Origin of the sequence: Acinetobacter sp. I-MWF (assembly GCF_025433935.1) — a bacterium.
In the GTDB taxonomy this organism is placed as follows: domain Bacteria; phylum Pseudomonadota; class Gammaproteobacteria; order Pseudomonadales; family Moraxellaceae; genus Acinetobacter; species Acinetobacter guillouiae.
Map to the genome: position 1 here is coordinate 2,707,108 of NZ_JAMBAR010000001.1, position 13,581 is coordinate 2,720,688.

12 protein-coding genes are annotated in these 13,581 nt (G+C 37.8%); 5 read left to right on the forward strand and 7 right to left on the reverse strand.

The window, feature by feature from the left end:
* Window positions 1-141: 141 nt before the first annotated feature.
* From M2R48_RS12550 to ftsY, 3 genes are all read right to left on the reverse strand, one after another.
* Window positions 142-2,304: a malate synthase G gene (locus M2R48_RS12550; RefSeq protein WP_004822212.1), complete on the reverse strand. Its 2,163-nt coding sequence runs from the start codon at window positions 2,302-2,304 to the stop codon at window positions 142-144.
* A 637-nt stretch (window positions 2,305-2,941) separates the two neighbouring features.
* Window positions 2,942-3,535 carry a nitroreductase family protein gene (locus M2R48_RS12555; RefSeq protein ID WP_262086338.1) on the reverse strand — a complete coding sequence of 198 codons (594 nt, stop codon included), beginning with the start codon at window positions 3,533-3,535 and terminating at the stop codon, window positions 2,942-2,944.
* Between the two features lie 475 nt (window positions 3,536-4,010).
* Complete coding sequence (gene ftsY / locus M2R48_RS12560; protein WP_262086339.1) at window positions 4,011-5,117, reverse strand: signal recognition particle-docking protein FtsY; 1,107 nt, start codon at window positions 5,115-5,117, stop codon at window positions 4,011-4,013.
* A 176-nt stretch (window positions 5,118-5,293) separates the two neighbouring features.
* Here ftsY and M2R48_RS12565 point away from each other — a divergent pair, with 176 nt between their 5' ends.
* Window positions 5,294-6,688, forward strand: a complete 1,395-nt coding sequence (locus tag M2R48_RS12565; RefSeq protein WP_262086340.1) for a M16 family metallopeptidase — start codon at window positions 5,294-5,296, stop codon at window positions 6,686-6,688.
* A 13-nt stretch (window positions 6,689-6,701) separates the two neighbouring features.
* Entirely contained in the window at window positions 6,702-8,312 is a 1,611-nt protein-coding gene (locus tag M2R48_RS12570; RefSeq protein WP_262086341.1) for a M16 family metallopeptidase, read from the forward strand.
* Between the two features lie 10 nt (window positions 8,313-8,322).
* On the opposite strand, the gene M2R48_RS12575 is transcribed toward M2R48_RS12570, so the two are convergent.
* Complete coding sequence (locus M2R48_RS12575; protein WP_262086342.1) at window positions 8,323-8,649, reverse strand: hypothetical protein; 327 nt, start codon at window positions 8,647-8,649, stop codon at window positions 8,323-8,325.
* A 245-nt stretch (window positions 8,650-8,894) separates the two neighbouring features.
* Window positions 8,895-9,254 carry a hypothetical protein gene (locus tag M2R48_RS12580; protein WP_004822225.1) on the reverse strand — a complete coding sequence of 120 codons (360 nt, stop codon included), beginning with the start codon at window positions 9,252-9,254 and terminating at the stop codon, window positions 8,895-8,897.
* A 222-nt stretch (window positions 9,255-9,476) separates the two neighbouring features.
* Here M2R48_RS12580 and M2R48_RS12585 point away from each other — a divergent pair, with 222 nt between their 5' ends.
* The 3 genes from M2R48_RS12585 (at window position 9,477) to M2R48_RS12595 (ending at window position 10,847) form a co-directional block, all read left to right on the forward strand.
* Window positions 9,477-9,710 carry a hypothetical protein gene (locus M2R48_RS12585; RefSeq protein ID WP_004719607.1) on the forward strand — a complete coding sequence of 78 codons (234 nt, stop codon included), beginning with the start codon at window positions 9,477-9,479 and terminating at the stop codon, window positions 9,708-9,710.
* Window positions 9,711-9,890: 180 nt separating this feature from the next.
* On the forward strand, window positions 9,891-10,268 hold the full coding sequence (locus M2R48_RS12590) for a DUF2750 domain-containing protein (protein ID WP_262086343.1): 378 nt from the start codon (window positions 9,891-9,893) through the stop codon (window positions 10,266-10,268).
* Between the two features lie 147 nt (window positions 10,269-10,415).
* A complete protein-coding gene (locus M2R48_RS12595) occupies window positions 10,416-10,847 on the forward strand; it encodes a CBS domain-containing protein (RefSeq protein WP_004822228.1) in 432 nt (143 codons plus the stop codon).
* A 260-nt stretch (window positions 10,848-11,107) separates the two neighbouring features.
* Here the strand turns inward: M2R48_RS12595 and trpB are convergent, their stop codons facing one another.
* Together trpB and M2R48_RS12605 are read right to left on the reverse strand one after the other, a co-directional pair.
* The gene (gene trpB / locus M2R48_RS12600) at window positions 11,108-12,316 is read right to left on the reverse strand and encodes a tryptophan synthase subunit beta (protein ID WP_262086344.1); all 1,209 of its coding nucleotides are present in this window, start codon (window positions 12,314-12,316) and stop codon (window positions 11,108-11,110) included.
* A 63-nt stretch (window positions 12,317-12,379) separates the two neighbouring features.
* Entirely contained in the window at window positions 12,380-13,567 is a 1,188-nt protein-coding gene (locus M2R48_RS12605; protein WP_262086345.1) for a vWA domain-containing protein, read from the reverse strand.
* Between the last annotated feature and the right edge of the window lie 14 nt (window positions 13,568-13,581).

The window sequence follows — 13,581 nt, forward strand, 5'->3', positions numbered from 1 at the left end:
ATCTTATTGGCTGAAAACTCAAAGTCACGTCTACAAATTTTATATATGAAAGCAAAGCAACATTTAAAATAAACCATAAAAATAATAAAGCCTCCGAAGAGGCTTTATTGATAAGTTAATAGGATAAATTAGACGATAAAATTAATCACCTGTATAGCCTTTTAACTTTAAGCGATACGCATGCAATAATGGCTCAGTATAACCAGACGGCTGTTCGCCACCTTTGAATACTAAATCATAAGCAGCTTTGTATGCATAACCGTCAAAACCAGGTGCCATGTTGCTATATTCAGAGTCATTGGCATTTTGTTCATCAACAATTTTCGCCATACGCTGCATAACTTCTTCAACTTGCGCTTTAGTCACAATACCATGACGTAACCAGTTCGCAACGTGCTGAGAAGAAATACGTAAAGTCGCGCGATCTTCCATTAAACCGACATTGTTAATGTCTGGCACTTTAGAACACCCCACACCTAAATCAACCCAACGAACAACATAACCCAAGATACCTTGAAGGTTATTTTCAAGCTCTTTGGTCTTCTCTTCTTCAGTCCAGTTTGTATCTGTGGCTAAAGGCGGTGTCAACAAGTCATCTAACGGAAGCGCTTCAGTTTTCAATAACTCTTGTTGGCGTGCTGAAACATTACATTGATGATAATGAATCGCGTGAATCACAGCACCTGATGGTGAAGGAACCCATGCACAGCTTGCACCTGCTTCTGGATGTTCAATTTTGGTTTTATACATGTCTAAAAGCATGTCAGGTTTAGGCCACATGCCTTTACCAATCTGTGCTTTACCACGTAAACCTGCTTGTAGACCGACCATCACATTACGGTTTTCATAAGCTGGGAACCAAATTTGGCTTTTCACTTCACCTTTACGAACGAAAGGACCTGCTTCCATAAAGGTATGAATTTCATCACCTGTACGGTCCATGAAACCAGTATTGATGAAAATAGTACGGTCTTTCGCCTGTGCAATACAGTTTTTCAAGTTTACAGATGTACGGCGTTCTTCATCCATAATCCCGATTTTCAACGTTTTCGCTGGTAAGCCAAGTGCTTGTTCAGAACGTTCAAACAATTCAACAGCGAATGCAACTTCTTCAGGACCATGCATTTTTGGCTTAACGATATACATTGACCCTTTACGAGAGTTTTTGTTTTCGTTTTGGCCTTTGATGTCTGCAAAAGTCAATAATGGTGTAATTAAAGCATCCATAATACCTTCGTAGATTTCAGCACCATCTACAAGGATCGCAGGGTTCGTCATTAAATGACCAACGTTACGAAGAAGCATCAATGAACGACCATGAAGTGTTGTTTCACCACCGATCAAGTTCTTATGTGTACGATCTTTATTCAATGTACGCGTCACGGTTTTACCGTTCTTCTCAATTGATTCTTCAAGCGTACCTTTCATTAGACCTAACCAGTTACGGTAGCCTTCTACTTTCTCTTCTGCATCTACAGCAGCAATCGAATCTTCCAAATCTTGAATCGTAGTAACAGCAGCTTCTAAAACAAGATCTTTAACACCCGCCGCATCAGTTTTACCCACTGGGCTATTTGCATCAATTTCAATAACAACGTGTAAGCCGTTATTTAAAAGTACAATTTCAACAGGTGCAGATTCTTCGCCATTAAAGCCGACAAATTGTGATTCTTTCGCCAAAGTCGAGGTTGAACCATCTTTAAGGCTTACAACAAGTTTTTTGCCTTCAACAGCATATTTTGTTGCATCTGCATGTGAACCATTTGCCAATGGGAATGTTTCATTTAAGAAATTCTTAGCAAATGCGATAACTTTATCGCCACGAACAGGGTTATAGCCTTTACCTTTTTCCGCGCCACCTTCTTCAGAGATCACGTCAAAACCGTAAAGCGCATCGTATAAAGAACCCCAACGTGCATTTGCCGCATTTAAGCAATAACGTGCATTACGCACAGGTACTACCAACTGCGAACCAGCCAATAATGCGATTTCTTCATCTACATTTTCTGTACTGATTTGAAAATCTTCTACTTCTGGTAATAAGTAGCCAATTTCTTTTAGGAAAGCTTTATAAGCTTGGAGTTCAAATTTATTGTTGCGGTGCCATTCATCAATTTTAGCCTGAATCTCATCACGCTTCGCTAAAAGCGCCTTATTCTTAGGGCTAAGATCGACAACAACTTGCTCAAAGTTTTTCCAGTATGTTTCACTATCTAAACCAGAACCTGGTAGTGCTTCATTTTCGATGAAATCGTAAAGTTCTTTAGCAATCGCTAACTTGCCTTTTTGAATACGTGCAGTCATTGTCTTTCCTGATATTGCTACTTTTTATAACAAGAGTTTCTAGTATACCGATTTAAACCATGCTGAATAGTACTATCACATTGCTAAATAGTGATCATTTTAATTAAAAAAATAGCTACATTAACTTAAAAAATAATGATCAAAAATACAGCAACACCATCAACTAAATCATCAACTTAAATCGCTTTTTAACAGTGTATAAATTTTTTAAAATGTCTAAATTAGACCAAAGTGCTGAATCAACCCTAATTTTCCCATTTTTTTATACACTTTTATTCCTTGAGCAAAGATTAAGCCATGAATAGCGCTAAATGTCGATAAAACCAATCCATAATTCTGTGTAAAGAATTGTTCGACTCACTTATATTTTTTCTGTTTGTTCAAATCTCATCTTATTGTTTCAATTTAGATGATTGGAATCTTTAGCAACAAGGTGGAATCGCATAATTTTTTTAAACCACTTATACTTTTTTAGATTATTTAATTATACAGCGTCGATCTATTATCTGGCGACAAGTAGAGATAACGTGCTGCACATAAAAAACCTGTTTAAAATTTTCATTCTAAACAGGTTTCTGGAATCGCAAGGTCTAAGCTAAATAAGCAATAGACCTTAGCTTAAAACGAAATGCTTCACTTAGTTAAAAGTTTTAAAACGTGTTGCATCATCAATAAATGTTTTTCCGCCCGCTGGTGCTTCGATTGAACCAAATACTAATTGTGCGCGAAGTTTCCAGTCAGCAGGTACATCAAATGTTGCTGCCACTTCTTCATCCACGATTGGATTATAATGTTGTAAAGATGCACCAATACCCGCTTCAGCCAATGCAGTCCAAGTTGCAAATTGTGCAATACCAGTTGAATGCTCAGACCATACTGGGAAATTATCAGCATATAATGGGAATTGTTCTTGTAGAGCTTTGATCACGCTTAAATCTTCATAAAACAACACTGAACCAGCACCAGCGATAAAGCTGTTAATTTTACCCGAAGTTCCTTCAAATGCTTCAGCTGGAACGATTTTACGTAAAGTTTCTAAAACGATTGTCCAGAATTTAACATGTGAATCACCAAATAAAATCACAGCACGAGAAGACTGTGAGTTAAATGAAGATGGGCTATGCTTGATTGCATCTTTGATGATTTCTTCAATTTTCGCTTGGTCTAAGCTTAAATCTCTACCAATTGCATAAATTGTACGGCGTTGTTTGATTTGATTTAAAAATGACATGGTGTTAATCCTTCTATGACCAAATGGGTCGTGTTATTTAACATGGTTTGAGTGTATTGCATCATTCTTAGTTTCGTCATGCTTATATACATAACAATGTGTTCTATATTTAGAACAATATGTGAAATCGGGCATTTTAAAATGCTATCGTGTTTTATGTGGTCCCCTTTTTGAATTGTAATTAAAGTATTTATTAATCAAACAATTTAATTAAAATTTACCATTAAACTCAGCCTATTGCCTTGAGCTTTTCAATGATAAGAATATGGCAAATATCCTATATACTTTTCATTGCTTGTTTTGTGGTAAAAATATTGCAAATCTGAACAGATGATTCTAGACATCGCATTAAAGTACAACTTGATGGCATTCTTATGATGCCTTCTTTCAATAACATACCACCATCAACCCCAATCTTAGAAAATAAAAACTCCGCATAAAGCGGAGTCTCATTTAAAATAAATAGTTTTCTAAATTATTTATCTGTTTCAAACAGTGCAGCGACAAATGATTTTGCAGAGAATGGACGTAAATCATCAATCTTCTCACCCACACCAATATATCGAATTGGTACATGGGTACGACTGGCAATATTAAACAACACACCACCCTTTGCTGTTCCATCTAATTTGGTAATGGTTAAACCTGTTAAGCCTACAGCTTCGTCAAACATTTCAACTTGGTTAATCGCGTTTTGACCAGTACCAGCATCCACCACCAACATCACTTCATGTGGCGCAGTTGCATCAATTTTTTGCATCACACGTTTTACTTTAGTCAACTCAGACATCAAGTTACTTTTATTATGCAAACGCCCTGCTGTATCAGCAATTAAAACGTCCACACCTTTGGCACGTGCACTTTCAAAGGCATCAAAAATGACTGAAGCACTATCTGCACCATGGCCTTGAGCCACGACAGCAATATTGTTACGTTCACCCCAGATTTGAAGTTGCTCAGTTGCCGCTGCACGGAAGGTATCTCCTGCCGCAAGCATGACTTTCTTGCCTTCACCTTGTAAACGTTTGGCTAATTTACCAATCGTGGTGGTTTTACCCACACCATTTACACCCACCACCAAAATCACAAATGGATTTTTATTGGGATCGATATGCAATGGTTTTACCCGAGGTGCAAGTAAAGCAACCAGCTCTTCTTGTAGCGCTTTATACAATGAATGTGAGTAAATCAAATCACCACGTTCTGTACGCTCAGTCAAATTCGCAATAATGGTTTTAGTCGCCTCTACCCCGATATCAGCAACCAAAAGTTGCTCTTCTACTTCTTCGAGCAACTCATCATCAATTTCTTTACCACCAATCAGGATATTGACCATACCATCGGCAAGGCTTTTACGCGATTTGGTCAAACCTTCTTTCATGCGGCTAAAAAAGCCACCTTTAGATTTTTCATCTGCCGATTCAATCTGTTCGTCTTGGCTCTCAGTTTGAACAGGTTCCGTTTTAGGTGTTTCTACATTATTTTCAATAATAGGCACATTGACGGCTGGTAAACTAGGTAATGTGACATCGTCATCCCCGATATCCGCATCAATCAAGAATTTATTTTGCTGTTCTTGCATGCCGATTCCTTGAAAAGCATAGCGTTAAAAAAGAATGAGTTTAGCATAGATTGCATCATTTTTAGCGTTAAAGCAGCGATAAAACAAGCAAACCAAAATGCAACATTCCAGCCTTGCTTTAAATCATTAATTTTTTAAGAATAGTTCTAAATTTGAAATAAATTTTTGGGTTATCTGTGTATATTCTGAAATCTAAATTCTTAAATCTTCTTAGACAATCCAAAGTTATACTTGCGCCACTTTTATTTTTATCTTTTAACACGGTAAATACGCAACTTCAGGCAGCACCTCAAAGCCAACTCTCTAGGACCACCTTTGAAACCACACTAAAAAATGGTTTAAAAGTGATTATCCGTGAAGATCATCGTTCACCAATTGTTATGACCCAAATCTGGTACGGCGTGGGGAGTAGTGATGAGTCAGGTAATGTACTTGGTATTTCGCATGTGCTTGAACATATGATGTTTAAAGGAACTAAAAAAGTTCCTGATGATGAGTTTGCTCGTTTGAGTCGAATTTATGGTGGCCGCACCAACGCTGCCACATATACAAATTACACCAACTATTATCAGCTTTACCCTAAGAAGTATTTTCCATTGGCATTGGAACTTGAAGCAGACCGTATGACGAATCTGGTCCTCAAACAACAAGATTTTGATCCTGAAATCAAAGTGGTTATGGAGGAAAGACGACAACGGACAGATGATAACCCACGAAATCTAGCCTACGAACGTTTTAAATGGATCGCCTATCCAACCAGTCACCATCGTCAACCAGTGATTGGCTTTATGAAAAACCTACAGAATATTCGTCTGGATGATCTTAAACATTGGTATCAAACATGGTACACGCCCAATAATGCGACTTTGGTCATTGTGGGAGATGTCAATGCAGAACAGGCACTTAAACAGGTTGAAAAATATTTTGCGGCAATTCCAAAAAAAGAACTTCCTGATCGTAATGATGTTTTAGAGTTTGATCGAATGGGGTATCGGCACATGGAAGTGCAGTTGCCAGTACAAGTCCCCAACTTGTTTATGGCTTGGAATGTTAAATCCATTGCCACAGCAAAAAACCCACAAGATGCTTACGCACTAACCATTATCCAATCCTTATTGGATGGCGGAATCTCCGCACGCTTACAAGACCGTCTGATTCGGGATAAAAAAGTGCTGACCGCAATCAGTGTCAGTTATGACCCCTATAATCGCGGTGACAGTTTATTTATGATCTCCGCGATCCCAAGTGATGATGTTTCTCTGGATGAGGCACAAAAAGCGATTGAAAAAGAGATGAATTTATTTAAAACAGAATTGGTCAATCAAACTGAACTCGATCGTGTCAAAAACAACTTCGTTTCAAATTTAATCTATAGTCAGGATGATATTGGTGGACAAGCCAATATGATTGGGAATTTAGAAGTAAACGGCCTAAGTTTTCGTTTAATGGATGAATTACCCAAACATTATGACAAAGTGACACCACAAGATTTACAACGAATTGCCAATATTTATTTTGTCAAAGCCAATCTGAGTAGTTTGTATTTAATGCCTGAAAGTACAAAAGAATAAAAAAGGATCTCTCATGAATTTTAATCCATTCTCGACCTATTCGATAAAAATACCCCTATTTGTGTGCATCAGCTTACTCTACTCCCCCCTTAACCATGCGGAGGTTGAATTAGACAATCATGATGAAACGGATGCGGTTATAGATGATTCAGCACTTAAAGCAAATTCGACCTTACAGAGCTTAAAAAATTTAGATAAACATCAACAGTACCAAGCACCCTTTGTTCAAGACCTCTCCAACAACCAAAAAGTCAGAACACTGTTTGTTTCAGCCACCGACCTGCCTATTGTCGATATTCAACTCACCTTTAATGCAGGTTCGTCACAGGATGAAGCTCTAGGAAAAGGTTTGTATGGTATGGCAAATATGGCAGCCAAACTGATCACTGAAGGTACAGATCAATATACAGCAAAAGAAATCGCGTCTACATTTGAAGGATTAGGCGCTCAATTTAGCGTTACCGCGTACCGTGATATGTTTGTGGTCCGACTTCGGGTCTTGTCAGATCCTGAAAAATTAAACCCTGCCATCAATACCATGTTGCATGTGCTGAATCATGCACAATTTAATCCATCGGGTTTAAATCTTGTGCTAAATAATACCAAGGTTGGGCAAAAGCAAATCCAAGAAAATCCAAGTCGAATTATGAATATTCGCTTTTATCGTGCGTTATATGGACAACATCCTTATGCCGAACCCACTGTAGGGACCAATGGGAGCCTTAAAAAAATTACCCCAGAACTACTTAGGGCTTATCGACAAAAACTGCTTGTTGCCCAAAATATGAATATTGCGATTACAGGTAATTTAACTGCAGCCGATGCAACCCAACTGGCCAATTTAATCAGTCAAAATATAACCCAAGGTGAAGCTGCACAAACACTTCCTGAACCACAAGATCAAAGTGATTTTAATATCCATTACATTCCATTTAACTCAACACAAGCCAATGTGATGATGGGGCACTTGGCTATTCAGCGCAGCGATCCTGATCGTGTTGCATTAGAAGTTGCCAATCAAATGTTTGGTGGAAGCGGATTTAATTCCATTTTAATGAAAGAACTTCGGGTTAAACGGGGTTATACCTATGGAGCGTATAGTAATTTGACCTCCACATTGGCTCAGGGTTTTTTTAGTTTGAGTTATTCCACTGAACAAAATCAATTGATGGACAGTATCAAAGTTGCACATCAAGCCTTACGTGATTTTGTAAAAAATCCAATCCAAAGAAAACAGCTCGAAGAAACCAAAGAAGGCATGTTACGTTCATTTCCAATGACCTTTAGTTCCAATGCCAATATCAATGCCCAAATCGCATCGATTGGTTTTTATCAACTTCCTGCGGATTATTTGACCCAATATCAAAAGCAATTGAGCCAAGTCACCACCAAACAAGTTCAAAAAGCCATTCAAAAACATCTTCGTGCGGATCGTCTCACTTTGGTTGTTGTTGCACCAACATTGGATCAAACTGCATTAAAAGACATGTTAAGTGCGGATTTAGCCAACCCAGATCAATCCAGTACAAATCAAAACAAACAAGTGGATACGCAAGCCATGCCAGATGTCCCAACTTTGATCATTCAAAAAACAATTCGCCCGCAAGCGGAACCAGCCAAATGAGTATTATCAATTATTGCGGGTCTTTACTATCTACCGCAGGATATCGTTTTACTTGTTGATTTTCAAAATGATAGGCACGTAGTAGGCGTAAATATTCAACCACATAAATACGATCTTGGTGGCGCAATTGATTGGCAATTTTTTGCGTCTTGGGATTGGCGGCTTGTTGTGAATATTGCATCACATATTTGTATTGATCTGGATTAATTGGCCGTGTTAAAGCCAATGTTGCAAGAAAAATCATCAGTGCGATGATCACAACAACAAAAGAATTCAAGATTTTTTCCACAGGAAATGAATAGAATAATTTTTGAAAATAATCTTTGAATTTTTGCATGAACTACCTCTAATTACAGATAGTTTATCATCCTGACCATAAAAATATAGGCCTTTCTTCAAGACAGCTGAAGATCGGTTGTAAGATGATCTTTAAGATCAAAATTGCGAGAACGACAGCGCTTAAATATTCTCCCCATAGATATCATCGCCTGTCGATATGAAATTTAAAGCCCTCTTCTCTTATTCAAGAAAAGGGCTTGAGCCAAGTTAAATAACGCGTGAATCATTTCTATATCGTGCCAATTAAAGGATCGTTGCACGTAAGAATGCGAAATATAAAATAATCGCGATTATTGCCAATGCAATACTGACAGCAAAGATACTCACTCCCCCCTCTGCATGTGCAGGATGCAAATCATCATCATCAGCAAGACGCCTTAATTCACCATCATAGATTCGATAAAAGCCCGCTTTTTGCACTGGATTTAAGTTTCGGGTATAATCGTACACGCGTTTACGCTGGGCTAAACAATAATCCCCAAGATGGATTTCTTGATGATAAATTGCCTCATCCAGTTGTTTACGGTGATACTGAGCTAATTCTACGATCTGAGACTCAGCAGCGGGTACATCAAAAATAAAGCCATCTATAGTGTTTGTCATTTTGCTCTCCCTTTGTCTTAATTCTCATATTGATTTTAATAAATATTATTTCTGATTAATGTTTAATCATGTAATCTTATCTTCGTCAAGCATAGATTTCAAATCGCTTGACAACCAAGGCTAATTGTAATATTAGTTTAATAAAGTTAAGTTAGATTAGTTAAGTATAAGCTCCGTTGGGGAGCTATGTTAAAAGATCATAATTACAATAAGGAGTTATATATGATTCATCAAATCTCTCACCAAGACTTAGAACATGTTTATGCAGATGCTGTAAATACAATCCAGTGTGAAATGAACTTTGTAGAAGCGGTAAAAGCATTAGAAGATGCGGCGAAAGCGGGTCATGGTAAAGCAGCAATGTTTCTTGCAGAACTTTACTACCAAGGTTTCCGCGTTGAACGTGATTCTCTAAAAGCCCAATATTGGCAAAAGATGGCAACCATGCAAGCATAATAAAACGTCACCTAGGTGGCGTTTTTTTAACCCCTATCTTTTTTATTTTTTAATAAATCATTACGCTTTCAATACATTTTTTATTGTTTTAATAAATGCTTACGATTGAGCATAAAGCACCAACAGTTCTTATAAGAATTTCAACTACAATAGGCAATGTACTAAATAAGATTGTTAATTATGACAAAGTATATTCATCTTCAACCCATTTCGAATGAATTGTTTATTAAAATTTCTATTTTAAAATCACTCATGTATTGTGGTGTACTTTGGGGACTTTACCACGATGGCTGGGCAATGAAGTCTGGTTCAAATGAAGTTTATTTTCCTTTTTGGCTAAACGCTGTTCAAGCCCATCAGTATGCAAAGATTCATTGGCCTCACTACACCCCTCGCAGAATAACACCTAAAGATTTTAGAGAATCACTGTTACCTACATTAACACGGCTCAATATCATGCCTGCATTGTTTAATTCCTCATCTCGAAAATTTAAACTATCAACCTCTCAAATGGAACATTTCTTTTTCCATAGTCATGTTCAATTTCAACCAGCTTAAAGGCGAAGATATATTTTTAGTGGTTTAAAATTGTTGTAAAAAATAAACTTTATATTTTTATGACTGCAAAGTATTTGCAAAGTTAAAAAATACAGTTAAGTTAAAGGTGTGCAGATTAGTAAGCACCCTAGAAAAGGAAGAATAATTATGACGACAGTAGCACAAGTAATCCAAGATAAGATTGGTCGTGAAATTTATACGATTTCACCCTCTGCCACAGTATTAGAAGCCATTACACTTATGGCAAACAAAGGTATTGGTGCTGTGGTTGTCACTCAAGATACAAAGGTCGTCGGAATCCTCTCAGAACGCGACTATACGCGTAAAATTGCGCTTATGCAGCGTACCTCTGACCATACAACGGTCGCTGAAATTATGACGTCTAGAGTGATTTCTGTGACACGTGGCCATACAGTTGAAGAATGTTTAAATTTAATGACTGACGGACACTTACGCCATTTACCTGTGATTGAAGGTGAAACGCTGGTTGGATTTGTGTCTATTGGTGATTTAGTCAAAGCCACCATGGAAGATCAACGAAAATTGATTGAACAGTTAAGACAATATATTTCAGGTTAAGTGAAATTATAAAAACATAACCCTCCATGTGGAGGGTTTTTTTATTGTGTATAGAAAATTGGCAGCTCAGCTTGTATGTAAAACCTTTTTTTAAATTTCTAGATAATAGAAATAACCACCAGCTTTGAGTTGTATGTCTTCATTTATCACGGGGATAAACAATTGAGCTCATTAAACGAAATCCAAGACTGAATTTCAAATTTAACGAAATAATAAAAAACCTAGCCAAAGCTAGGTTTTTAGATCAAATCAATTTTTTATCAGTTTAGATTTAACTTTTCAGCAACATAGTCGGCATCTTTATCACCACGCCCAGAAAGGTTTACAACAATTTTGATTTCTTTCGCTAATTTAGGCGCTTCACGAATTGCCCACGCCACAGCATGAGAACTTTCCAATGCAGGAACAATCCCTTCTACGCGTGAAAGGGTCATAAACGCATCTAAACACTCTTGATCAGTTGATGTAGAATATTCCACACGGCCTAAATCTTTTAAAAAGCTATGTTGAGGGCCTACACCCGGATAATCCAAACCAGATGCAATCGAGTGCACAGGCAATGGCGCGCCCTGTTCATCTTCCAGTACATAACAAGCCATACCATGAATCTGACTTGGCTTTCCTAAAGTCAATGTTGCTGAATGCTGTTGAGTATCCAGACCATGACCTGCAGGTTCCACACCAACCAGTTTAACCTCTGCATCATTTAAAAATGCAGTGAATGCGCCAATTGCATTTGAGCCACCGCCTACACACGCAACCACATAATCGGGTTGTGCGCCAAAGCGATCTTGGGTTTGAACTTTAATTTCATTGCCGATAATAGATTGGAAATCACGTACCATTTTTGGGAAAGGATGTGGTCCAACCACAGAACCAATCGCATAAATAAAGTTTTTAGGGTCTTTTAAATACTCTTCAAATGCACTATCTACAGCATCTTTCAGTGTTGCAGTACCTTGAGTGACTGAAACCAGTTTTGCACCCAAAATCTTCATTTTCACGACATTGGGATGCTCTTTTTCAATATCCACCTGCCCCATATGAATTTCACATGGAATACCAACCAAAGCACATGCGGTTGCAAGTGCAACGCCATGTTGACCAGCACCTGTTTCTGCAATCACTTTGGTTTTTCCCATATATTTGGCAAGCAAAGCTTCGCCCAAACAATGGTTAATTTTATGTGCGCCTGTATGATTTAAGTCTTCACGCTTTAAATAGATTTGTGCGCCACCCAATTGATCAGAAAGGCGTCTTGCATGGAATAAAGGACTAGGGCGACCTACATAATTGGCAAATAAATCAGCCAATTCATTTTGAAATTCAGGCGTTTTACGAATTTCCTCATATGCGACATTGATTTCATCCATTGCTTCTTTTAAATGAGGTGGAATAAATTGACCACCATATTCACCAAAAAAGCCTTGTTCATTTGGTAATGCAATACCATTTATTTGATGATCCATTTCTTTCCCTATTTAATAAATCAGCCGTTGAATTTATGAATAACAACTTTGCTTGAGAATAATCTATCGTGATAAATATTTCGTCATATCCTCAATACCTTTAAGGGTCATTGGAAACATATGATCGTCAAATAATTGTTTAATTAATGCGATGGTTTGTGTGTAATGCCAGTAACCTTGCTCTTCTGGATTTAACCATGCTGTTTTTTCAAAATGATTGCGTAAGCGACGTAACCATACATCCCCAGCTTCATCATTCATATATTCGACAGAACCACCGACCGATTTCAGCTCATAAGGTGCCATACTTGCATCACCTACCACAATTACACGATAGTCTTTACCGTAGGTGTTAAATAAATCCCATGTATTCATGCGGGTAGACGAACGACGATGATTATCTTTCCATACATAGTCATATAGACAGTTATGGAAATAGAAATACTCTAAGGTTTTAAATTCAGTTTTTGCCGCACTAAACAATTTTTCACATTGTGCAATGTGCGAATCCATCGATCCACCCACATCAAACAACATCAAAACTTTAATACGATTACGCCGTTCAGGCACCATTTGTACATCTAAAATGCCCTGTTTGGCAGTTTCATAAATGGTACTGTTGATGTCTAATTCTTCTGCAGCGCCTTGACGAGCAAACTTACGTAAACGACGTAAAGCCATTTGCATTTGTCGAGTACCTAAAATTTGTTCATCATCCAAATTTTGATACTTACGCTGTTCCCAAACTTTTACTGCTGAATTTTTACGACTCGGGCCGCCAATTCTCACGCCTTCAGGATGGTCACCAAAAGCACCAAACGGTGAAGTTCCACCTGTGCCAACCATACGGTTGCCGCCTTGATGTTTTTTGTGTTGTTCACGCAAGCGCTCTTCCAACATCTTCATCAGTTCTTCAAGCGAACCTGCTTTCAGCAATTCATCACGTTGTTCAGGTGTGAGATGTTTTTCAAGTAACTCTAAATCAAACCAGTCTTTGGGAAGTTTTTGAACTTTGCTGAGCAGATCATCGATATCAAAAGTATGAATACCTTCAAAATAATCTTTCATGGCACGGTCAAATTTGTCAAAGAAGCGTTCATCTTTGACCATGACTGTCTTTACTAGTTGATAAAAATCATCTTGATCAGCAAAAACCAAGCCTTCACTAATTGCTTGGTTGAGATCAATGAGTTCTCGTGTTGAAACTGGAACACCATATTTTCTGAGGGTATAAAATAATCGCACAAACATGTTGCGATCTCCTC